Source organism: Klebsiella sp. CN_Kp100, from assembly GCF_040065315.1.
In the GTDB taxonomy this organism is placed as follows: Bacteria; Pseudomonadota; Gammaproteobacteria; order Enterobacterales; family Enterobacteriaceae; genus Klebsiella; species Klebsiella oxytoca.
In genome coordinates this window covers 24,103-46,319 of sequence record NZ_JBEAIJ010000054.1, presented here as the reverse complement: position 1 = coordinate 46,319, position 22,217 = coordinate 24,103, and the positions used below count along the sequence as shown (strand labels likewise).

26 protein-coding genes are annotated in these 22,217 nt (G+C 53.8%); 7 read left to right on the top strand and 19 right to left on the bottom strand.

Annotation, left to right across the window (positions count from 1 at the left end):
* The first annotated feature begins 300 nt into the window (after positions 1-300).
* Positions 301-711 carry a Spy/CpxP family protein refolding chaperone gene (locus ABLV12_RS24050; RefSeq protein ID WP_004115743.1) on the top strand — a complete coding sequence of 137 codons (411 nt, stop codon included), beginning with the start codon at positions 301-303 and terminating at the stop codon, positions 709-711.
* Positions 712-746: 35 nt separating this feature from the next.
* Here ABLV12_RS24050 and ABLV12_RS24045 read toward each other — a convergent pair whose 3' ends face one another.
* On the bottom strand, positions 747-908 hold the full coding sequence (locus ABLV12_RS24045) for a hypothetical protein (RefSeq protein WP_004105990.1): 162 nt from the start codon (positions 906-908) through the stop codon (positions 747-749).
* Positions 909-932: 24 nt separating this feature from the next.
* The gene (locus ABLV12_RS24040; RefSeq protein ID WP_004115739.1) at positions 933-1,634 is read right to left on the bottom strand and encodes a pirin family protein; all 702 of its coding nucleotides are present in this window, start codon (positions 1,632-1,634) and stop codon (positions 933-935) included.
* 104 nt (positions 1,635-1,738) lie between these two features.
* On the opposite strand from ABLV12_RS24040, the gene ABLV12_RS24035 reads away from it, so the two are divergent.
* Positions 1,739-2,635, top strand: coding sequence for a LysR family transcriptional regulator (locus ABLV12_RS24035; RefSeq protein ID WP_004105985.1), 897 nt, complete (start codon positions 1,739-1,741; stop codon positions 2,633-2,635).
* Positions 2,636-2,672: 37 nt separating this feature from the next.
* Here the strand turns inward: ABLV12_RS24035 and ABLV12_RS24030 are convergent, their stop codons facing one another.
* From ABLV12_RS24030 to ABLV12_RS23980, 11 genes are all read right to left on the bottom strand, one after another.
* Positions 2,673-3,041 carry a DUF805 domain-containing protein gene (locus tag ABLV12_RS24030; RefSeq protein ID WP_004105984.1) on the bottom strand — a complete coding sequence of 123 codons (369 nt, stop codon included), beginning with the start codon at positions 3,039-3,041 and terminating at the stop codon, positions 2,673-2,675.
* Positions 3,042-3,167: 126 nt separating this feature from the next.
* A complete protein-coding gene (locus ABLV12_RS24025; RefSeq protein WP_004105983.1) occupies positions 3,168-4,154 on the bottom strand; it encodes a glutathione S-transferase family protein in 987 nt (328 codons plus the stop codon).
* A 263-nt stretch (positions 4,155-4,417) separates the two neighbouring features.
* On the bottom strand, positions 4,418-4,810 hold the full coding sequence (locus ABLV12_RS24020; protein WP_004105982.1) for a DoxX family protein: 393 nt from the start codon (positions 4,808-4,810) through the stop codon (positions 4,418-4,420).
* A 331-nt stretch (positions 4,811-5,141) separates the two neighbouring features.
* Positions 5,142-5,441: a YqjK-like family protein gene (locus tag ABLV12_RS24015; RefSeq protein ID WP_348867405.1), complete on the bottom strand. Its 300-nt coding sequence runs from the start codon at positions 5,439-5,441 to the stop codon at positions 5,142-5,144.
* Positions 5,438-5,836 (bottom strand): phage holin family protein, encoded by a 399-nt coding sequence (locus tag ABLV12_RS24010; protein WP_004105980.1) that lies wholly within the window; start codon positions 5,834-5,836, stop codon positions 5,438-5,440. The genes ABLV12_RS24015 and ABLV12_RS24010 overlap by 4 nt, the downstream gene beginning before the upstream one ends.
* Before the next feature lie 2 nt (positions 5,837-5,838).
* Positions 5,839-6,144, bottom strand: a complete 306-nt coding sequence (locus ABLV12_RS24005) for a YqjD family protein (RefSeq protein ID WP_004105979.1) — start codon at positions 6,142-6,144, stop codon at positions 5,839-5,841.
* Positions 6,145-6,189: 45 nt separating this feature from the next.
* On the bottom strand, positions 6,190-6,558 hold the full coding sequence (locus ABLV12_RS24000) for a DUF1090 domain-containing protein (RefSeq protein ID WP_004105978.1): 369 nt from the start codon (positions 6,556-6,558) through the stop codon (positions 6,190-6,192).
* Between the two features lie 139 nt (positions 6,559-6,697).
* The gene (gene mzrA / locus ABLV12_RS23995) at positions 6,698-7,075 is read right to left on the bottom strand and encodes an EnvZ/OmpR regulon moderator MzrA (RefSeq protein WP_160886235.1); all 378 of its coding nucleotides are present in this window, start codon (positions 7,073-7,075) and stop codon (positions 6,698-6,700) included.
* Positions 7,076-7,083: 8 nt separating this feature from the next.
* The gene (gene yqjA, locus ABLV12_RS23990) at positions 7,084-7,746 is read right to left on the bottom strand and encodes a DedA family general envelope maintenance protein YqjA (protein ID WP_004105976.1); all 663 of its coding nucleotides are present in this window, start codon (positions 7,744-7,746) and stop codon (positions 7,084-7,086) included.
* A 338-nt stretch (positions 7,747-8,084) separates the two neighbouring features.
* Positions 8,085-8,861, bottom strand: coding sequence for a transcriptional regulator ExuR (exuR, locus tag ABLV12_RS23985; protein ID WP_004105974.1), 777 nt, complete (start codon positions 8,859-8,861; stop codon positions 8,085-8,087).
* A 127-nt stretch (positions 8,862-8,988) separates the two neighbouring features.
* Positions 8,989-10,290, bottom strand: coding sequence for an MFS transporter (locus tag ABLV12_RS23980; protein ID WP_004115725.1), 1,302 nt, complete (start codon positions 10,288-10,290; stop codon positions 8,989-8,991).
* Between the two features lie 480 nt (positions 10,291-10,770).
* Here ABLV12_RS23980 and uxaC point away from each other — a divergent pair, with 480 nt between their 5' ends.
* The 3 genes from uxaC to ABLV12_RS23965 all read left to right on the top strand — a co-directional run bounded on the left by uxaC (position 10,771) and on the right by ABLV12_RS23965 (position 14,495).
* The gene (gene uxaC, locus ABLV12_RS23975; protein ID WP_017145382.1) at positions 10,771-12,183 is read left to right on the top strand and encodes a glucuronate isomerase; all 1,413 of its coding nucleotides are present in this window, start codon (positions 10,771-10,773) and stop codon (positions 12,181-12,183) included.
* A gap of 18 nt (positions 12,184-12,201) precedes the next feature.
* On the top strand, positions 12,202-13,689 hold the full coding sequence (locus tag ABLV12_RS23970; protein ID WP_064356199.1) for an altronate dehydratase family protein: 1,488 nt from the start codon (positions 12,202-12,204) through the stop codon (positions 13,687-13,689).
* Between the two features lie 251 nt (positions 13,690-13,940).
* Complete coding sequence (locus tag ABLV12_RS23965) at positions 13,941-14,495, top strand: YgjV family protein (RefSeq protein WP_004105965.1); 555 nt, start codon at positions 13,941-13,943, stop codon at positions 14,493-14,495.
* A 14-nt stretch (positions 14,496-14,509) separates the two neighbouring features.
* Here the strand turns inward: ABLV12_RS23965 and sstT are convergent, their stop codons facing one another.
* From sstT to ABLV12_RS23950, 3 genes are all read right to left on the bottom strand, one after another.
* Entirely contained in the window at positions 14,510-15,757 is a 1,248-nt protein-coding gene (gene sstT / locus ABLV12_RS23960) for a serine/threonine transporter SstT (RefSeq protein WP_064397182.1), read from the bottom strand.
* A gap of 254 nt (positions 15,758-16,011) precedes the next feature.
* Positions 16,012-16,980: a TerC family protein gene (locus tag ABLV12_RS23955; protein ID WP_004115718.1), complete on the bottom strand. Its 969-nt coding sequence runs from the start codon at positions 16,978-16,980 to the stop codon at positions 16,012-16,014.
* Positions 16,981-17,230: 250 nt separating this feature from the next.
* Positions 17,231-18,220: a Gfo/Idh/MocA family oxidoreductase gene (locus ABLV12_RS23950; protein ID WP_023321666.1), complete on the bottom strand. Its 990-nt coding sequence runs from the start codon at positions 18,218-18,220 to the stop codon at positions 17,231-17,233.
* Positions 18,221-18,379: 159 nt separating this feature from the next.
* On the opposite strand from ABLV12_RS23950, the gene ABLV12_RS23945 reads away from it, so the two are divergent.
* A complete protein-coding gene (locus ABLV12_RS23945) occupies positions 18,380-18,601 on the top strand; it encodes a type II toxin-antitoxin system prevent-host-death family antitoxin (protein WP_004105957.1) in 222 nt (73 codons plus the stop codon).
* Positions 18,598-18,972, top strand: a complete 375-nt coding sequence (locus tag ABLV12_RS23940; protein ID WP_016808034.1) for a type II toxin-antitoxin system death-on-curing family toxin — start codon at positions 18,598-18,600, stop codon at positions 18,970-18,972. The genes ABLV12_RS23945 and ABLV12_RS23940 overlap by 4 nt, the downstream gene beginning before the upstream one ends.
* On the opposite strand, the gene ABLV12_RS23935 is transcribed toward ABLV12_RS23940, so the two are convergent.
* From ABLV12_RS23935 to ABLV12_RS23925, 3 genes are all read right to left on the bottom strand, one after another.
* On the bottom strand, positions 18,952-19,455 hold the full coding sequence (locus ABLV12_RS23935) for a M48 family metallopeptidase (RefSeq protein ID WP_348867404.1): 504 nt from the start codon (positions 19,453-19,455) through the stop codon (positions 18,952-18,954). The genes ABLV12_RS23940 and ABLV12_RS23935 overlap by 21 nt on opposite strands.
* Before the next feature lie 78 nt (positions 19,456-19,533).
* Complete coding sequence (locus ABLV12_RS23930; protein ID WP_049591522.1) at positions 19,534-21,177, bottom strand: glycoside hydrolase family 43 protein; 1,644 nt, start codon at positions 21,175-21,177, stop codon at positions 19,534-19,536.
* Positions 21,178-21,305: 128 nt separating this feature from the next.
* Complete coding sequence (locus tag ABLV12_RS23925; RefSeq protein WP_004105950.1) at positions 21,306-22,172, bottom strand: AraC family transcriptional regulator; 867 nt, start codon at positions 22,170-22,172, stop codon at positions 21,306-21,308.
* Positions 22,173-22,217: the final 45 nt, after the last annotated feature.

The window sequence follows — 22,217 nt, the reverse complement described above, 5'->3', positions numbered from 1 at the left end:
TTTCAGCAAAACCCCTGCCAGCAATGGCGGGGGTTTTTGCTTCTGGCTTCGGGTTTGAACAAAGAACGCGGGCAGTATGTGGGAAACCGGGCTGCCATCAACCGCATGATGACTCATACGGCCATGCATTCTCCTCGCCTGGTTTTATATATTTTAAATAAATGAATTGAATTATAGCATTCGTATTTATTATATGTTGCTGATTTAACTACATTTATACGTACTATTTCTTACATTTCGTCATTAGCTTCTGAAAAATAATAGACCGCCACATCGACGATAATTAATCAGGATACAACAATGAAATTAATGACCCGCATTGCATTAACAGCCGCTCTCGCCACTGGGTTCTCCATGGCGGCTCAGGCTGCGGATGTTAAGGCTGCACCCGCTCCGGCGCAGGACCCGATTGTCCAGCACTTAAAACTGACTAACGATCAGATAACGAAAATTAAAAGCCTGCATCAGCAGCTGGAAAAAAACGTTCAGCAGATTTCCCAGAAAGATATTAAAGACGGCGTGTTATTTGAGGTTATTGATTCTGGAAAATGGAACGAAAAGGCGGTCAAAGATCAGCTGGCGGCATTTAGCCAGGTAGAGCAGCAGGCTCGCTATTATCGCGTGAAGTACTATTTTGATGTGAACCAGGTGCTGACGCCAGAACAGCGTAAGCAGGTACAAAAAGACTTAGCTCAGGAGCTGAGTGAGTAAATCCATCGGCCCCGCGCCCGGGGCCGATATTTGCATCAGGCGACGCTCTCTTCTTCCTGGAGCCGAATCTCCGCTTCCGCGACGATCGCTTCCAGCTCGCTTAACATCTCTTCATAGCCAAAACTCATCGTAGTGACGGTTTCCGATTGCGGCTGTTGCGCCGATAGCGCCACTTTTTTTGTTTTCTTCTTGCCCACTGACATACTCCCTTACTGCCGTTGTTACACTGGTAAATCTATCAGCAAAGCGCGCAGCGGCGTATCAGCAACGAGGGTAATGTTAGCTTCGTCACGAATAAAAGCGCCATCGCCGCAGGTCAGAGCCTGCTTCTCTTCTTCCTGCACCCGCGCATGTACCGTACCGTGAATCGACTGCAGGTAGGCGCGGGGGCCGTGAAGCTGCACGTTAAGCTGCTCGCCTTTCGCCAGGTCGATATGGTGGATCCATACCTGCTGGCGCAGCTGGAGGCTATGCTGGCTGCCGTCCGGCGAAGCCAGCAGCTGCTGCGATCCGGCGGCGATAGCGATTTTTTGCACCAGCGGGTTTTCGTGCTGTGGACAGGCATCCAGCCACAGCTGCATTCGCGTCAGCGAGCGATCTTTACTCAGGTTATGCTCGCTGTAGCTTACGCCAGGCTGAGTTGATATCAGCAGCGCTTCGCCGGCTTTTGCCTGAATATGGTTGCCATCGCTGTCGCGGTATTCCGCTTCACCTTCCAGAATCAGGTTCAGAATGTCGACTTTCGGGTAGGTCCGCGGCTGAAACGACGCGCCGGGCGCCAGAACTTCCTGATTGAGCACGCGCAACGATGCGTAGCCCAGCAATTTGGGGTCGAAGTAGTGGCCAAAGGAAAAGGTGTAGCGGGCCTGCAGCCAGCCGAAGTCTGCTTGACCGCACTGTTTGGCTGTTCGGGTTGTAATCATCTTCTTGACCTCTCTTTACACTAAATCAATGGTAAAGGTATGGACGCTGTATTGTTAGCCAGATATTCTGCCCGGTATATTCAAATTTCCTGAATGAGACTGCGATGGCTAAAGAGAGAGCATTAACGCTGGAAGCATTGCGCGTTATGGATGCAATTGACCGACGCGGAAGCTTTGCGGCGGCGGCCGATGAGCTGGGTCGGGTGCCTTCAGCGCTGAGCTATACCATGCAAAAGCTGGAAGAGGAGCTGGACGTCGTGCTGTTTGACCGTTCAGGTCATCGAACAAAATTCACTAACGTGGGCCGAATGTTGCTGGAGCGCGGGCGCGTACTGCTGGAGGCGGCCGATAAGCTGACGACGGATGCCGAAGCGCTATCGCGCGGTTGGGAAACGCACCTCACTATCGTCACCGAGGCGCTGGTGCCCACCACCGACCTTTTTCCTTTAATTGAAAAGCTGGCGACCAAATCGAATACTCAACTGTCGATTATTACTGAAGTACTGGCCGGGGCATGGGAACGCCTTGAGCAGGGACGGGCGGATATTGTCGTTGCGCCGGATATGCATTTTCGCTCCTCTTCGGAAATCAACTCCCGCAAGCTCTATTCGGTGATGAGCGTCTATGTTGCCGCGCCGGATCATCCTATTCACCAGGAGCCGGAGCCGCTTTCTGAAGTTACGCGCGTTAAGTACCGCGGCGTGGCGGTCGCGGATACCGCCCGCGAGCGCCCGGTGTTGACCGTGCAGCTGCTCGATAAACAGCCGCGCTTAACCGTGAGCACCATCGAAGATAAGCGTCAGGCGCTGCTGGCAGGATTGGGCGTTGCGACGATGCCGTATCCGCTCGTAGAGCAGGATATTGCCGAAGGGCGTCTGCGGGTGGTCAGTCCGGAATACAGCAACGAGATCGACATTATTATGGCCTGGCGTCGCGACAGCATGGGTGAGGCGAAGTCATGGTGTCTGCGGGAAATCCCGAAGCTGTTTATGGGAAGATAAAACAAAATGCGCCCCTTTTTTGTCGAGGGGCGCATCGTTAGTAAGAAGTCGGTTTAGGATCCGGCCCGAAGCGATTATTGCCTGGGGTGCCGTTCTGGCAATTGAATACCAGGATCACCAGCCAGCCGATAACGGGAATCAGCAGCAATAACAGCCACCATGCCGAGCGGTCGGTATCGTGCAATCGACGGAACTGCACGGCCCACCACGGTAAGAATATCAGCACGCCATAGATAGTGGTCAGAATCCCTTCTCCTCCGGCGCGCTGCCATCCCAGCATCTTATCAATGATGCTGAGTACGCCGGTGAGGATGATGTTGACCAGAATAAACATCCAGTACTCTTTGCGCCGGGCGCGGCCGCCAAATCCAATGTAGTTTTTTAATACTTTAAGATACCAGTCCATTTCTACGCCTCTGTTAACCGTCAATCACTTGTTTTTAAAGCGATCGAAATAAGAATAGACGTGAATGAAATGATGGTAAATATTTGTTTTGTGAATTATTGGGCGCAGCAAATCGCGCCCAATTGCCTAGCGGAAACGAAGATCGCGGCCGTGAGGTTCGTTAAGATCCTGCTGCGGACCAACGGAGATAATCCCGGTCGGGTTGATGGTTTTATGGCTACGGTAGTAATGGTTGCGGATATGGGCGAAGTCCACCGTTTCCGCAATGCCTGGCATCTGGTAGATATCGCGCAGGAAGCCATACAGGTTGAGGTAATCGCTGATGCGGCGTTTGTCGCATTTAAAGTGGGTCACGTACACCGGATCGAAACGAACCAGGGTGGTCCACAGGCGAATATCAGCTTCCGTCAGTTGGTTACCCGTCAGGAAACGATGCTGGCCAAGGATTTGCTCCAGACGCTCCAGAGCGGTAAACACTGCATCAACCGCTTCATCATAGGCCTGCTGGCTGGTGGCGAACCCGGCTTTATAGACGCCGTTATTCACATTGTCGTAGATCCAGCCGTTCAGCTCATCAATCTGATCGCGCAGCTCAGGCGGGTAGTAATCTCCTGCGCGGGCGCCCAGCCCGTCGAAGGCGGTATTAAACATGCGGATGATTTCCGCCGACTCATTGCTGACGATGGTGTGCTGCTTTTTGTCCCACAGCACCGGCACCGTAACGCGCCCGCTGTAGTGGGGATCGGCATGCAGATAAAGCTGATAAAGATATTCGTGCTGGTAGAGCGTATCGCCGGTGGCTGCCGGGAAGCTATCGTCGAAAGTCCAGCCGTTCTCGAACATCAAGGGATTAACCACGGAGACGGAGATAAACGGCTCCAGCCCTTTCAGGCTACGCAGAATTAAAGTGCGATGCGCCCATGGGCAGGCAAGAGAAACGTACAGATGATAGCGATCTTTCTCCGCAGCGAATCCGGCTTCGCCGCTTGGGCCCGGCGCGCCGTCGGCGGTTAACCAGTTGCGAAAGGCGGAAACAGAACGCTTAAATCGCCCTCCGGTGGATTTGGTGTCATACCAGGTGTCGTGCCAGACGCCGTCAACTAATTGTCCCATTATTTCCTCCTTTATACCCGTCATACTTCAAGTTGCTTGTGCGTTGGCTTTCCTCGCTCACCCCAATCACTTACTGGAGTAAGCTCCTGGGGATTCACTGCGTCGCCGCGTAATTCGCCCCTACGGGACTCACCCTTTCAGGGCCAGCGCAAGCGCTGTTCAAAACGGTTAACCGTTTTGTTCTGCAACTCGAATTATTTAGGGTATAGATAATAAAAGCGAGGAGATGTCTCCTCGCTTTATATTTATTCAGTATAGTGCGCTTACCACTTTTTATTCAGTACGCGGTCGATACTAAAGGCGCCTGGACCGGTGATAGCCAGCAGCAGGAAGCCGCCCGCGATGGTCAGGTTTTTCATGAACATCAGCGAGTTCACGCCTTCAGCAAAGTTGCTGTGGAACAGGAACGCGGTCAGCACGGTGAAGCCGGCGGTGAACAGCGCGGTAGTGCGGGTCAGGAAACCGAACAGGATTGCCAGACCGCCGCCGAATTCAAGCAGGATCACCAGCGGCAGCATAAACCCAGGGACGCCCATGGCTTCCATATATTGTTGTGTACCCGCATACCCGGTAATTTTTCCCCAACCTGCGGTAATGAACAGAATGGGCATCAGAATGCGCGCTACCAGTACACCAACATCTTCTAATTTTTTCATTTCCTACTCCAGAAAACCCAAAGGGCGGCGATTTTGTTTTTCAAAGTAATCCAGCGTGTTACGCGGGGTTGCTGTCGATGGAGTGAATATTAGCGGGGCCGTGACGGAATTGTTAGCAAGGAAAACTGTAGATCTTCTTCAAAGATTCTGAGTGATTATTGATAAACCAAATGAATAGAAGAACCGCTATAGCGGCGCTGGAGATGAGAAAAGAAGAAAGGAGAAGCGATGCGGCTGTCATGAAATTCAAGGAGGAAGCAGGCCTGCTCATGATGCCGGGAGGCGGCTGGCGCCTGACCCGGCTTATATCATTCCGCTATGAACATTAGCCTCAGCGTGATGACGACTGGCGCAGCAGATTGCGGGCCATCTGCCAGGTGCTCCAGATACCGAGGCTGCGTTTTGCCCAGCGCATCAAAAAGCGCGGATGACGAACTGACCATATTGCCACGAGGCCGCTGCCGACCATTGCCCATGAACGCAGATTCAGCAGGGTATTCCAGCCTCGATCAATGGGCGCAGTTGCCTCAAGCCAATGGCGGTGGCTGGCGCTAAGGTCCAGCCGCTGCTGTTGGATCAGGCGCAGCAAAAGCGCTTTTTGTCGTTCGCGTTCCTGCTGTTCGCGGCTCATGGCTTATCGTCCTCCAGCAATGCGCGGTCGTTTGCCAGCTCCTGACGCGTGAAGCGCAGGAACGTTGAACGTCGGGCTTTGCGTAAGGTCCAGATACCGCCAATGAGCGCTGCCAGCAGCAGAACCGCCGTGGTGCCGATCATCACGTTTAATCGATATTGCGCATCGACCGCCCAGATGATCAGAACCAGCATGCTCATCAAACCAAACGCGGCGAACAGCAGCGTCAATCCGAGCATCAGGAATAGCTGGATGAGGTTGGCTTTCTCCTCTTCCAGCTCCACGACGACCAGGCGCAGGCGCGTTTCCACCATCTCAACCAGCAAAGTGACGATGCGCTGACCGATGCCGAAAACGCTTTGTCCGGGGCCTTGCGTGCTTTTAGAATTCGCCATAATTAACGACGCGTCAGCAGGACACCCAGCACCAGCCCGACGGCAGCACCAATCCCCACGCCGGTCCACGGGTTTTCACGGACGTATTCATCTGCACGCGCAGCGGTTTCTCGCGTTTGCTTCATGAGAGCGTCGCTGGTTTCACCCAGGCGTACACGGCTTTCCTTCAGCGCGCTTTCAGCTTTACTACGTAGCTTACCGATCTCTTCTTTCGACTTATCCGTGGAGGAGTTCAGCACTTCTTCCAGGGTATCAGCCAGCGTCTTCAGTTCCGCACGCAGGTCTTCTGCAACGTTATCTTTAGCCATGTTTATCTCCTGTTAAAGTGGTCCATATTGGTCTTGCTTAAGCGATTAGTACTCGCGAGATTGCAGCTCTTTCAGTTCTTGCTGCGCTTCTTCAAGTTTACGCTGGCGCTTGCTGATTTTATCAGCATCGCCTTTCTGTTCGGCTTCGCGCAGGTCGTTGCGGCGTTCGGCAATTTCTTCCTGCTGTTTGGCGATTTTTTTCTGGTGATCGGCTTTGAGCTGGCTGTCGCTGCAGTGAGCCTTCACTTCGCTCAGCGCCTTTTTCAGACCGTCAATACGATGCTGGTTATTATGCTTTTCTGCATAGCTGATCTCCCGCTGGATATCCTGCTCTTTTTCCTGGCAAGGGGAGATGGCAAAGGCGCTGGCGCTAAGTGATGACAGAACCAGGAGCAAAGCGATGCGGTGTTTCATGGATACTACCTTCCATTGTGCGGGGGAATAACCCCGATCCAGTTGATAAACGTGAGTCTGGTGACTTCCGCAAACTTAATGATAGTAAGTAAACCGGGAAATCACCAAACCAGGTGAAAATATTCGGAATTTTCGTTGATTACCCGAATCTGTGTGGCGTATCGCGCAGGCGGGAAATCCAGGCCGTCGGCGAATCATCGTCTTCCACTAAAGCGATAATATAACCATGCGGCAGAGCGCGACCCAAAACTTCTTTGGCGGCGGCTCCCTGAGCGCTGGAGTCAAACTTGATGAGCAGACCGTCATTCTGTGGCGTAATGCTCTTAAAACGGATGCCGTTGGCATCGAGATGGTGCCAGACGGAAAAACCGTCCGGCATGCTAATACCCTGGCTAACGGGACGAATAGCCAGGGTTGATTCCTGCTGCTGCACGGTGAGCCAGAGCCAGAACAGGCCGCACAGGAGTAACGAACCGCCCAGCATCCAGCTTATCTGACGTAGAGAGGCGCGCTTTATCGCCATTGTCAGCCCCGGCTCCTGTATTTTTTCTTCCACAGGACGATCAGCGAGCCAATCAGGCCGAATACCAGCAGCGCGACGGGCAGCAGCATCAGGCAGGACATCAGCTGATCTTCATATTTCAGGAATACCGGCGTTTTCCCCAACAGATATCCCAGCGAAGTCAGAATCAGCACCCACAGCAGCCCGCTCATCCAGTTAAAAAACTGGAAACGCGCGCTGCTCAGGCCCGACAGGCCGGCAATGGTCGGCAGCAGCGTGCGCACGAAAGCGATAAAACGGCCAATCAGCAGGGCGGAAAGCCCGTGCTTATGGAACAGATGATGCGCGCGCTGGTGGTAGTGCGAAGGGAGATGCGACAGCCAGTTTTGTACGATACGCGTATTGCCCAGCCAGCGGCCCTGAATATAACTTAGCCAGCAGCCCAGGCTTGCCGCCGCGGTAAGCAGCAGCAGCGTTTGTGGAAAACCCATCGCGCCTTTGGCAATCAGTACGCCCACCAGAACAAGCAGGCTATCGCCTGGTAAGAAGGCGGCGGGCAGCAGACCATTCTCAAGGAATAAAATCATAAATAAGACAAAGTACAGCATGCCAATCATGGAGGGATTAGCGAGAGTTTCGTAATCCTGAGCCCACAAGGCATTCAATAATTGGGTTAATAGTTCCATTCACGATTCCTGGTACATCGGTTAACGGCACGTCTGAACGCGGCATATGCATGGCGACATAGCTTCTTATTGGATTATGGTCGCTACTGCGCTCTGAACGGTTCCCTGTTTAAAAGTGAAGTAAGCAAAAGCTTACTCTCAGAACGACAAAATGCATCTAATTGTAACAAACCCGCTGACTTTACGTCAGAGAAATTGCAGTTTGTTGCATTCTGATTTTGCTGATTGCGGCGGAGGGTGGCGAGTGTATTTACACAGGCTGACACTATATATGCTTTGCTTACCCTGAGGGCTTTTCGGGCAGCGCAGGAGTTGCTGCCCGGCAGGGAGATAAAGGGCTATTTTGCGCCGTTGGCGGCCGTATCGAGATGAACTACCGGATTATCGGCAAACAGGTAGCGATCGGCATTGAATTCAAAGTCATCGCTGGTTTCATTGAATAACATCAGCTTGGTATTTTCCAGATGCTGCCACATGGCCAGCTTAGCCGCATGGGGATCTTTGCGAATCAGCGCTTTCAGAATTTGATCGTGATCGTCGCACCAGTTATCGACGGTACGCGAGTCGATATGGTCATGCAGCTTTTTCCAGTACGGGTTATGTACGCGCTGGGTCCACATTTTTTCCACGATAGCGGCGAGGGCGGTGTTTTGCGTTGCCAGCGCCACCTGCACATGAAACTGAAGATCCCATTCGGAATCGCGAAAACACTTCTCTTTACGCGCTTTTTCCTGGATTTCCATCAACTTCATGATGTCCTGCTTGGTCACCTGAGTGGCGGCGAATTCGGCAATGTTGCTTTCGATCAGCTGGCGGGCCTGCAACAGCTCAAAAGGACCATAATTGGCGAATTCCAGCGATTCATCGGCAATTTGCTGATGTTTCGGATGATTGGAGATAACGTGGATACCGGAACCTTTGCGCACTTCAACGTAGCCTTCCACTTCCAGCATAATGATGGCTTCGCGAACGACGGTACGACTTACGCTTTTTTCGTCAGCGATAAACCGCTCTGCGGGTAGCTTATCGCCTACAAGGTAGACACCTTGTTCAATACGCGTCTTAAGCTCAGCGGCAAGCTGCTGATACAAACGACGCGATTCAGTGATTTCCATATTCGCTCCCGGGAGATGGCGACAATATTGGATTTGTTATACCACTTTTACGCGCTTCTCACCACAAGAAGAAATGAAAAAGCCGCCTTCATCAAGGCGGCTTCGGGAGGGGGGAGCCCGCGTTTAACTAGCTTTGCGTGGCAGGCTTACTGGTTTCCAGCGGAGTGCTGTCGTCATCCGCAGATTTATTTTTCAGTACGGTCCAGATGACCACCGCGCCCAGCACATCGAAGATGGCCAGTACGGCGAACAGCGGGCTAAAGCCGATAGTATCCGCCAGCGCGCCAACCACCAGGGCAAACATGGTGCTGGCCAGCCATGCGGCCATGCCGGTCATACCGTTCGCTGTTGCCACTTCGTTACGACCAAATACGTCGGAAGAGAGCGTGATCAGCGCACCGGACAGCGCCTGGTGAGCAAAACCGCCGACGCACAGCAGGGCGATAGCGACGAACGGGCTGGTGAACAGACCGATCATCCCTGGGCCAATCATCAGCAGCGCGCCCATCGTCACGACCATTTTACGGGAAACAATCAGGTTCACGCCAAACCAGCGCTGGAACAGCGGCGGCAGGTATCCACCGATAATACAGCCGAGGTCGGCGAACAGCATCGGCATCCAGGCGAACATGGCGATTTCTTTCAGGTTAAAGCCGTAGACTTTAAACATGAACAGAGGGATCCAGGCGTTAAAGGTCCCCCATGCCGGTTCGGCAAGGAAACGCGGCAGGGCGATACCCCAGAACTGACGGTTACGCAGAATCTGCCACGGAGACATTTTCTTGCCGTTGTTAGTCTGGTGATGAGACTCCTGGCCACCGATGATGTAGTCGCGTTCTTCGTCAGTTAATTTTTTCTGATCGCGCGGGTGTTTATAGAACACCAGCCACGCCATTGCCCAGGCAAAGCTCAGTACGCCGGAGATGATAAAGGCCATCTGCCAACTGTGCATAACGATAGCCCAAACCACCAGCGGCGGAGCAATCATAGCGCCGATAGAGGAGCCGACGTTGAAGTAGCCGACGGCGATAGAACGCTCTTTCGCCGGGAACCATTCGGAACTGGCTTTCAGACCCGCCGGGATCATTGCCGCTTCGGCGGCACCCACCGCGCCGCGCGCCAGCGCCAGACCGCCCCAGCTTCCCGCCAGCGCGGTAGAGCCGCAGAACACGGCCCAGGCGATAGCAAAGAAGGCATAGCCGATTTTGGTACCTAAAATATCCAGCACGTAGCCGGCGACAGGCTGCATGACGGTATAGGCAGCGGAATAGGCCGCGATGATATAGGAATACTGTTGGGTGGAGATGTGTAACTCTTCCATCAGAGTCGGCGCAGCTGCCGCCACAGTGTTACGCGTCAGGTACCCCAGCACGGTGCCTAAGGTCACCAGTGCGATCATGTACCAACGTAACCCTTTAATTTTACGCATGTAAACCTCATCGTTTGTTATATATCCGCAGCGGGTGCGGCTATCTTCTTGCCTGTAACGGCGGCGAAGAAGGTGAAACGGAGGGTTCAGGAGAGGAAACCTCGTATGGCCCGAACCTTGCCATTAACTGTTGTGTCTAATTCGGTGTCCATACCGGTAAATCCGACGTGATAGTTCGTCGGTAATGCATTCCGTCGGTTTATATGTTTCGACGGCAGCAAGATAACTTGTCATACAACTTCAAAAGTTGAGTGACGTCACAAAAGTGGGAAAGTTTGTGTGGGCATTCGTTCATGCGAGAAAGGCCAGAGCTGGCGCGCTCTGGCGGGCCGTTTACTCCTTTCATGGTACTTTTTTTGTCATCGTTTATTGATCTAACTCACGAAAAATACTTCGGTCTGTAGAAATTGGTGTGATAACTTTGTCAGCATTATAGTCAATCATCTGATGGGCTCCCCCGGGGGCGAAGAGGACACGAAAATGACACCGTTTATGACCGAAGATTTCCTGCTTGATACCGAGTTTGCCCGCCGTCTGTACCACGATTACGCGAAAGACCAGCCGATTTTCGACTACCATTGCCACCTGCCGCCGCAGCAGATTGCGGAAAATTACCGCTTTAAAAATCTGTATGACATCTGGCTAAAAGGCGATCACTATAAATGGCGTGCGATGCGTACCAACGGCGTAGCCGAGCGTCTGTGCACCGGTGATGCTTCCGATCGCGAGAAATTTGACGCCTGGGCGGCCACCGTACCGCATACCATCGGTAACCCGTTATACCACTGGACGCATCTTGAGCTGCGTCGTCCTTTTGGTATTACAGGTAAAGTCCTCTCTCCGGCTACGGCGGACGAAATCTGGAATCAGTGCAACGATCTGCTGGCGCAGGAGAGCTTCTCCGCTCGCGGCATCATGCAGCAGATGAATGTGAAAATGGTCGGCACCACCGACGATCCGGTCGATTCTCTCGAGCATCACGCTTCCGTCGCTAAAGACAGCTCCTTCACCGTGAAAGTGCTGCCAAGCTGGCGTCCGGACAAAGCCTTCAATATCGAACAGGCGACCTTCAACGACTACATGGCGAAGCTGAGCGAAGTGTCTGACACCGATATCCGTCGCTTTGCCGATCTCCAGTCCGCGCTGACTAAACGTCTGGATCACTTCGCCGCTCACGGTTGTAAAGTTTCTGACCATGCGCTGGACGTGGTGCTGTTTGCCGAAGCCAACGAAAGCGAACTGGATAGCATCCTGGCGCGTCGTCTGGCGGGCGAGGCCCTTAGCGAGCATGAGGTTGCGCAGTTCAAGACGGCGGTTCTGGTTTTCCTCGGCGCGGAATACGCCCGTCGCGGCTGGGTACAGCAGTATCACATCGGCGCGCTGCGCAACAATAACCTGCGCCAGTTCAAACTGTTAGGGCCGGATGTGGGTTTTGACTCCATCAACGACCGTCCGATGGCGGAAGAGCTGTCCAAACTGCTCAGCAAACAGAACGAAGAAAACCTGCTGCCGAAAACTATCCTCTACTGCCTGAACCCGCGCGACAACGAAGTATTGGGCACCATGATCGGCAACTTCCAGGGGGAAGGTATGCCGGGCAAAATGCAGTTCGGTTCCGGCTGGTGGTTTAACGATCAGAAAGACGGTATGGAACGTCAGATGACCCAGCTGGCGCAGCTTGGCCTGCTGAGCCGCTTTGTCGGGATGCTGACCGATAGCCGCAGCTTCCTCTCCTACACCCGTCATGAATATTTCCGTCGCATCCTGTGCCAGATGATTGGTCGCTGGGTTGAAGCGGGAGAAGCCCCGGCGGACATTCAGCTGCTGGGCGAGATGGTGAAAAATATTTGCTTTAACAATGCGCGTGACTACTTCGCCATTGAACTGAACTAAGACCAGAGGTCGGTTGATATGCAATACATTAAAATCCATTCGCAAGATAACGTCGCGGTAGCGTTGGCGGATATGGCGGCAGGCACGGTAGTCACCATTGACGGCGATACGGTCACGTTGGCTCAGGATATTGCGCGCGGGCATAAGTTTACGCTGCGCGGCATTGCGAAGGGAGACAACGTCATTAAGTACGGTCTGCCGATAGGGCATGCGCTGGCGGATATCGCGCCGGGGGAACATATCCACTCCCATAATACGCGTACTAACTTAAGCGATCTCGACGCGTACAGCTATCAACCGGATCTTATCGAACCCGCAGCGCAGCCGGCGGATCGCGATATCCAGATTTATCGTCGCGCCAACGGCGAAGTCGGCGTGCGCAACGAGTTGTGGATCCTGCCGACCGTCGGCTGCGTCAACGCCATGGCGCGTCAAATGCAGAGTCGATTCCTGAAAGAGACGAATGACGCGGAAGATATTGACGGCGTACATCTCTTCAGTCACACCTACGGCTGCTCACAGCTCGGTGACGATCACATCAACACCCGTACCATGCTGCAAAACATGGTGCGCCATCCGAACGCGGGGGCGGTGCTGGTGGTCGGCCTGGGCTGCGAAAACAATCAGGTTGATGCATTTCGCGAAACGCTGGGCGAGTTCGACCCTGACCGCGTCCACTTTATGATCTGCCAGCATCAGGATGATGAAGTGGAAGCCGGGCTGGAGCATCTGCGTCAGCTATATGACGTGATGCGACACGATAAGCGCGAGCCGGGTAAGCTGAGTGAACTGAAGTTTGGTCTCGAGTGCGGCGGTTCAGACGGTCTGTCCGGCATCACCGCTAACCCGATGCTGGGCCGTTTCTCGGACTACCTGATTGCTAACGGCGGTACCACCGTGCTGACCGAAGTACCGGAAATGTTCGGCGCCGAACAGCTGCTGATGAGCCACTGTCGCGATGAAGAGACGTTTGGCAAGCTGGTGACGATGGTTAATGATTTCAAACAGTACTTTATCGCTCATGACCAGCCGATTTATGAGAACCCATCGCCGGGCAACAAAGCGGGCGGCATCACTACGCTTGAGGATAAGTCGCTGGGCTGTACGCAGAAAGCGGGCTCCAGCCAGGTGGTTGACGTTCTGCGCTACGGCGAGCGGCTGAAAGTGCACGGCCTTAACCTGCTGAGCGCGCCGGGCAACGATGCGGTAGCGACCAGCGCCCTGGCCGGCGCGGGCTGCCATATGGTGCTCTTCAGCACCGGACGCGGCACGCCATACGGCGGTTTCGTTCCGACGGTGAAAATTGCCACCAACAGCGAACTGGCGGCGAAGAAAAAGCACTGGATCGACTTCGATGCCGGTCAGCTGATTCACGGTAAAGCGATGCCGCAGCTGCTGGAAGAGTTTGTCGATACCATTGTGGCCTTTGCCAACGGTAAGCAAACCTGCAACGAGCGTAATGATTTCCGCGAACTGGCGATATTCAAAAGCGGCGTCACCCTTTAAGTACTCGTTATCTTTCACGCCACAGCTGCGGCGTGAAACCTTATTGAGTAATAAAGGGAGGCGTTTCAAAAGCGGCGTTTCTGAGTATGATGCGCCGTTTTGTCTTATACCCTAAATAATTCGAGTTGCAGGACAAAGCACTTGTGCTTTGAACAGCGCTGGCGCTGGCCCCGAAGGGGCGAGACCGCAGGCCGAGTAACGCGGCTAACGCACATGCAACTTGAAGTATGACGGGTATATAAGGATTTCCCATGACCGCATACTGGCTTGCCCAGAGCGTTGGCGTTATCGCCTTTCTGATCGGTATTACGACATTTTTCAATCGCGATGAGCGCCGCTTTAAGCTCCAGCTAGCCGTTTATAGCGCCACCATTGGCGTACATTTCTTTTTGATGGGCGCCTGGCCGGCGGGTATGAGCGCCGAGCTGAATACCGTTCGTACCCTCGTCTCCATGCGCACCCGCAGGCTGTGGGTGATGACCCTGTTTATTGTGCTCACGCTGGTACTGGGGCTGGCGAAGCTGCAGCACGCTATGGAGCTGCTGCCGATTATTGGCACCCTGGCCAGTACCTGGGCGCTCTTTCGCTGCTCCGGGCTCACCGTCCGCTGCGTGATGTGGTGTGCAACCGCCTGCTGGGTGATCCACAACTTCTGGCTGGGTTCGATCGGCGGCACTCTGATTGAAGGCAGCTTCCTGCTGATGAACGGCCTGAATATCATTCGTTTCCGGCGGATGCAGAAGCGCGGTATCGATCCGTTTAAAGTGGAAAAGGCGGTACAGAAGGAAACCCCCTCCGCGCGTTAGCGGAGGGGGGGAGATTAACTGTGCAGGGCGTTCTTCGCCAGCTGTTCGTCTTCAGCGATACAGGCGGCAGCGGTGAACAGCGCATCGGTTGAGGAGTTCAGCGCGGTTTCGCAGGAGTCCTGCAGGACGCCGATAATAAAGCCGACGGCGACCACCTGCATGGCGATATCGTTCGGGATACCAAACATATTACAGGCCAGCGGGATCAGCAGCAGCGACCCGCCCGCCACGCCGGAAGCGCCGCAGGCGCACAGCGAAGCAACGACGCTGAGCAGCAGCGCGGTCGGCAGATCGACCGGAACGTTCAGCGTGTGCACTGCCGCCAGGGTCAGTACCGTAATGGTAATCGCCGCGCCGGCCATGTTGATGGTCGCGCCCAGCGGAATAGAGACCGAATAGGTATCGCGATCCAGATTAAGCTTTTCGCACAGCGCCATATTCACCGGAATGTTGGCGGCGGAGCTGCGGGTAAAGAAGGCGTATACGCCGCTTTCGCGCAGGCAGGTCATCACCAGCGGATAGGGATTGCGGCGGATTTTCCAGAACACCAGCAGCGGGTTAATCACCAGCGCCACCAGCAGCATACAGCCAACCAGCACCAGCAGCAGCTGGGCGTAGCCCCACAGGGTTTCAAACCCGGTCGTCGCCAGCGTTGACGCGACCAGCCCAAAGATACCCAGCGGCGCAAAGCGAATCACCACCTTAACGATAAAGGTCACCGCGTGGGACATATCGTTGATCAGATTTTTGGTGGTTTCATTGCCGTGGCGCAGCGCGAACCCTAAACCGACGGCCCAGACCAGAATCCCGATGTAGTTAGCGTTCAACAGGGCGTCAATCGGGTTAGAAACCATGCTCATCAGCAGCCCGCGCAGGACTTCAACGATGCCCGACGGCGGAGTAATGCTCTCTGCCGCTGCGTTCAGGTGCAGCGTTGACGGAAAGAGGAAGCTAAACAGCACCGCGGTTAACGCGGCGGCAAAAGTCCCCAGCAGATAGAGGAACAGAATCGGGCGGATGCTGGTTTTTTGCCCCTGCTGATGATTGGCGATGGAGGCCATAACCAGCATCAATACCAGCACCGGCGCTACCGCTTTCAGCGCGCCGACGAACAGCGTACCCAGTAGTCCAACCGCGACGGCGGCCGGTTTTGAGACCGTCGCCAGCAGTACGCCGAGTACCAGACCGATTAAAATTTGTTTGACCAGACTGCCCTGAGCCAGCCGCCGTAGCAGGGTCGATCGGGGTGATGGGGTTGCCATAATTCATTCCTTCCAGTGATGTCGCTGTCCGTCCCGGCTACGTATTATTTGTAACGTTTATGTCCGGATGTAAATAGATGTTTGCCTGGTTGAGTATACGGAAAGAACGCTATTGGGGAAGGGTAAAATGCTGTTTATCGCGCTGAGATCTTATTTTTTAACTATGCATTAACTATTTTGTGACATGAGTAAGAATAATGCGCGGCGAACGTTGCCGACCGGGTGAAACGGGTCTTCACCCGGTCGTTTACCTTTTATTGCAGCTGTTTTTTCTTATCGTTCTGCTTGTTGACCCAGGCGTTGATAAGCAGGGTGAGCACCAGAATACCGCCGACCACGCCCAGAGAAATGCCGATAGGAATATGGAAGAAATCGACAATCAGCATCTTGATGCCGATAAACACCAGAATCACCGACAGGCCATATTTCAGCATTGAGAAGCGCTCCGCGACGCCCGCCAGCAGGAAATACATCGCGCGCAGGCCAAGTATCGCGAACAGGTTGGAGGTCAGCACGATAAACGGATCGGTGGTCACGGCGAAGATGGCCGGAATACTGTCCACGGCAAAGATAACGTCGCTCAGCTCGACCAGGATCAGCACCAGCAGCAGCGGCGTGGCGTAGATAACGCCGTTTTTGCGGGTAAAGAAGCGCTCACCCTCGATTTTATCCGTCATGCGCAGATGATTGCGGATCCAGCGCACCAGCGGTTTATCGCCGATCCCGGAATCATCCTCTTTCGCCAGCGCCATCTTCACGCCGGTAAACAGCAGGAAGGCGCCGAAGACGTAGAGCAGCCACTCAAACTGAGAGATCAGCCAGCTACCGGCGAAGATCATGATCGTACGCAGTACGATCGCGCCCAGTACGCCGTAAACCAGCACTCTGCGCTGTAGCGCAGGCGGAACGGCAAAGTAGCTGAACAGCATCAGCCAGACGAAGACGTTATCCACGGCCAGCGCTTTTTCAATCAGATAGCCGGTGAGGAACGCCAGCGCTTGCGGGTCGGCCACGGCGCGACCTTCGGTCTGCACCAGATACCACCAGAAAGCGGCGTTAAACAGCAGCGAGAGGGTAACCCAGAGAATTGACCAGCCAGCGGCCTGCTTCATGGTCATGCTATGTGCACCACGCCGTCCCTGCAGCAGCAGATCGATAGCCAGCATAATGACTACGACCACTGCGAATCCGCCCCATAACAACGGTGTGCCGACAGTATTCATTACTATTTTCCTTACATAAAAACAAAACGGCTGACGTCGGAAGACGGCAGCCGCTGCGCTTTTATGCATAGACCTCGCCTTCCGGCAAGGTCTCACTTACAACAAGAATCTGTTGCCCGGCGACCGGATGCGGTTTTTCACGCATCGTAATGACGATCGGCCGGCAAGGAAGTTACTCCCCTTTGCGCGTAACAAAGTATTACAGGTTATAAATGGCGTCAATGGAGGCCGACGGACCATTTACACAGCTTTACGCCACCGGTTGACTATCCGCCGGGAACACGACCCCGGTCTGGCGACGAATTTCGCTCAGCAGCATCGCCGTGATGCGGCTCACTTCCAGACCCGGATGAACCACCTCGTTGGCTTCGACCAGACGCGCGAACTCCTCCGCTTCATACAGCATCGTATTGATATGCTGCGGCTGGGTGAGATCCTGAGGCTTGCCGCCGCGCGGCACGAAGCACACTTTCTGGCATTCGGAGATTTTTTCGATCACCAGCGCGCCGGCTTCGCCCTGAATTTCGCTGGGGATCGCCGAGTCGCTGACCTTTGAGTGGTGCAAAGTGACATCAAAATCCCCGTAGCTGAGAACGACTGTGCCCTGGCCATCGACGCCGCTCTCCAGCAGGCTGGCGGTTGCGTGCACCGCGCGAGGCTCGCCCCACAGCGCGACCGCCGAGGCCAGGCAGTAAAAGCCGATGTCCATAATCGAGCCGTTAGAGAAGGCCGGATTGAAGGTGTTGGGATTTTCACCGTCGAGATAGCGCTGATAGCGGGAAGAGTACTGGCAGTAGTTAATAAAGGCTTTGCGCAGCTTGCCGATCTTGTCGAATGCTTGTTTAAGCAGCAGGAAGTTTGGCAGGCTGGCGGTTTTGAACGCTTCGAAGAGCACCACGTTATTTTCCCGCGCCGTCTTAATGGCGGCTTCCACTTCCTGCAGATTCGAGGCCAGCGGTTTTTCGCAAATGACGTGCTTTTTATGGCGCAGAAACAGGCGGGTTTGCGGAAAGTGCAGCGAGTTTGGGCTGGCGATATAGACCGCGTCAACGTCAGGACTTTGCGCTAAATCTTCCAGCGAAGTGAAGAGATGTTCGACGGGATAGTCGCTGGCAAAGGCCTGGGCTTGCTCAAGGCTGCGGGAGTAGATGGCGGTGAGTTTATATTTGCCGGTTTCATGGGCGGCATCGACAAACTGCTTGGTTATCCAGTTTGTGCCAACAACTGCGAAACGTATCATAAACGTTGACGAACTCCGTAAAAGGGACCTTTCGTCACTGTAACACGCCATCATGACAAAACCAGTGCGCTATGGCGCAGAAGCTTGAAGAGCGGTGTGTTGTCTGATGTACGCATAAAGCGTACAATTAATGTGTACAATTCAAACCGGGAGAAATTTATGCGCTCTTATAGTACATCTGAAGCCAGACAGAATATTGCGGCCGTCATGGACGCTGCTGCCAGCGGAGAACCGATTGAAATTACGCGGCGTGATGGAACGTCTAATGTTTTGATCAGTAAGGCTGAATATGAAACGTTTATGAATGCCAAACTTGATGCGGAGTTTGATTTTATTATGCAGCGACACGGCCGCACAGTTAAGGCGTTGACCGATCGATGAAATGGGTGAGCGCAAGCGAAGTCATTGCCTTTCATGATCGCATTTTACAACATCTCCCCGGCGTTAAAGGTATGTCCGATCCTGGTCGGGCGGAAGCCATAATTTATCGTGTACAGAACCGCTTTCACTGTGAAGGGGTGAACGACATTTTTGAACTGGCTGCAACCTATTGGGTCGCTATCGCGCGTGGGCACATTTTTAATGATGGTAATAAGAGGACTGCTTTTTTTATCACCATGACGTTCCTGGCCCGCAATGGGTATCTTATCGCTGATGAAGATACCCGGTTGGAAGAACTCACTGTGCTGGCTGCGACAGGCGAAGCTACGGTAGTAGTTCTTGCTGATGCGTTACGGCAATTGGCGCTCTAACGAAAGCTGTGTCAGCCACAGGCGGGTATCAAACTCCAGCTGATGGTACTGCGGCTCCATATGGCAGCACAGCTGATAGAACGCTTTGTTGTGTTCTTTTTCCTTCAGGTGCGCCAGCTCGTGCACCACGATCATCCGCAGAAAATCCTCCGGCGCATCGCGAAAGACGGTGGCGACGCGAATTTCGGCTTTGGCCTTCAGCTTGCCGCCCTGAACGCGGGAGATGGCGATATGCAGGCCGAGCGCGTTGTTAAGCACGTGGATCTTGTTGTCGTACATTACTTTGTTAATAGGCGCCGCGCCGCGCAGATAGCGGGACTTCAGATCCTGGGTGTACTGATACAGCGCTTTATCGTTGTTGATATCGTGGCCCTGCGGATAGCGCTTTTTCAGCACCTCGCCGAGACGGTTCTGTTCGATTAACGCGGTGACCTGCGCCAGCAGGGATTCAGGGTAGCCCTGGAGATAGGTTAAAGTGCTCATGCGGCCTGTTTGCGTAATTCAGCGACAACAGCCGCGGATTCTAGCACCCCGCGCGGGCAGGATGCCAGAAAGGCAGCGTTACTCGATTATCGCGTCTTCGACCGCCCGGTAGCTAAAGAAGTCAAACAGCGCCTCTTTACGATGCAGCATGCTATCCACGCAGGCCATGCCGACAAACGTGCCGGTAAACTCGCCATAGCGGCTGTATTCATCGGAAAAACGCGAGGTGTCGTAGACCGCGCCGATGTTGAGATATTTTTCGCCATCCACGGACCACGAGCACTGTATCTCCCGGCCATTAATCGCCATCGCCAGATAGATTTCCCCCTCCGTAAGGCAGATTTTCTGCGGGTCGTCGTGACGCTCACCGTTGTCCATATAAATGATGGCCAGCTGCGCTGCGCCGGAGGCTTCATCCCAGGTTTTATGCAAAAACAGATAGTTCATATTGTCGTAGTAAAGCGCCAGGCCCGCGCTATGCTGATAAATCTCCGGGCTGAAATCCATTTTCGTGGTGATGGTGGCGTATACCGAGGTGAGCTTTTTCGCCAGCAGGCTGACTTTATTCAGCGAGCTCAGCGACTCCTGACCGCGTAAGGCAAGGTAACCCGCTTTACGCTCAAGGCTGGTAAAGCGCTGAAAGCGGATCCGCGGCGCATAGAAGGCGTTATCCAGCGTCTGCCCATCAAAATCATCCCTGTCTGGTTTAGCCGGAAACGGCTGAGAAGGCAGATTAGACTCTTCCACCTGGTGCTGAGCGAGGTTCCCCCCGGCCGCCATGCGCAGCCAGCCATCGTCGCTCCATACCATCTTTTGTATCGCCGTCTCGCGGCCTAGCGGGCAGCGCAACTCCTGGCGGAAGGGTCTGCTGCAAAGGTGGGTTAACCAGACTTCCCCCGTCGGGGTCTCGACGTAGCTGCCGTGCCCGGCCTTTTGCAGATAGGTTTGCGGATTGAAGTAGTGTGGTTTGAGATGACCTGCATCGTGGCGCTCGTTAAAATTCTCCGGCCAGGCGGTGACGATAGGATTTTGCGGATCGCCTTCATAGGGGCCAGCGACCTGCGTTGCGCGCGCCATAGTGACCGCATGGCCGTAGCCGGTGCCGCCTTCAGCGACCATCAGATAGTAATAGTCGCCGCGGCGCGTCAAATGCGGTGCTTCTATACAACCGCGATCGGTCCCGCCGCGCCAGATCCGCTGCGGATAGCCGACAACGCTTTGCCTTTGCGGTGAATACTCCACCAGGCAAATGGCGCCCGGTTTTTCGTAACCTTCGCGGGTTTCCCACTCCAGTGAAACGATCCATTTTTTACCGTCGCTGTCGTGCAGGATAGAAGCATCGAAGCCGGCCGAGTGAAGATAAACCGGCTCACTCCACGGGCCGCTGATTTCACTGGCGGTAATAAGATAGTTATCTACATCAAAATAACGCGAATTCATAGAATTCATTACGCCATAAATAACGTAGAACAGCTTTTCCTCTTCACACCAGGTCAGGCTTGGCGCCCAAATACCTTTGGCGGAGGGCAGCTTTTTTAAATCCGGATTCGTATCATCGGTGAGAACGTGGGTAAGTAATTGCCAATGTTTGAGATCTCTCGAATGGTAAATCGGCAAGCCGGGAAACCATTCAAAGGAAGAGACAGCTACATAATAATCATCGCCGCGCCGACAGATACTGGGGTCCGGATTAAAACCTTTAAAAACAGGATTCTGAATCATCGTATTTACCCTTAATGCGCAAAATATAGCGATGATTGTAAACAGGCGATAGCAAAGGGGATATATAGACTCTGGCTATTTATATAATAAACGTCTACTTATCCGGTGACGGCGCTCACAAAACCGCGTTATTTCTCCGCCCGGCTGCCTACGGCATCGGTGCTTCTGACTTTATGACGGAAGGCCAGCGGGGTGTCGTTCATCATCTCCTTAAACTTGAGGCAGAAGTAGGCGCTGTCGGTGAAGCCGGCGCTTTGCGAGATATCGCTGATCTTCAGGTCGGTATTGGTCAGCAGGTTGATAGCGATATTGAGTTTGCGCAGCAGCATAAATTTTTTGAAGCTGATACCGAAGGCGGATTTAAAGGTGCGGGAAAACCAGGATTTCGACCACCGGCAGCGGCGGGCGGCTTCTTCGGTCGTCATCTCAAAATTTTCATTTTCATCAATGGATTGCAGAAGTTCAATCAGCTCGCTGAGGTAGCGGTGGTTGGTCCGTTCGGTAATGGGGACGGAATCTTTCAGGCTGTTAAAGGCATGCAGCAGCACGCTCTGCATCAGGGAACGGAACAGCGAATCGGCAAAGTCGCTGAACTCGCCGCACCAGCTCAGGAGCAGCTCCAGACGCTCGGCTTCCTCGCCGGAAAGGTAAGCGACTGCGCCGCAGTGCGCGGCGGGTAGCGACAGGTCATATCCCTCAAGCCACTCTTTTTCGAATTGCATAAGATAACGCTTGTGGCTGGCAGCGGCCGGCAGCGTCATTTCATGGATCAATAAGGCAGGGACGAAAACCAAGGTATTGTTTTTTATCGTAAATTTTTCATCACCAATCGAATAGCTGCCTGCCGACTCTCTGAACCACATCAGTTCGTCCATCATATGAAAATGGGGGACTACGTTTATGCCATTGAAATCATTTATGTTATCTACCCGTAAGGTAAATAGCTCGCCGGCGCCCACGGGGATCTTTTCGAAAACGGGAGATTCGTCACTCATCGGGTACACTCTTCTTATATTTAACAGGATGATTTATACATAATC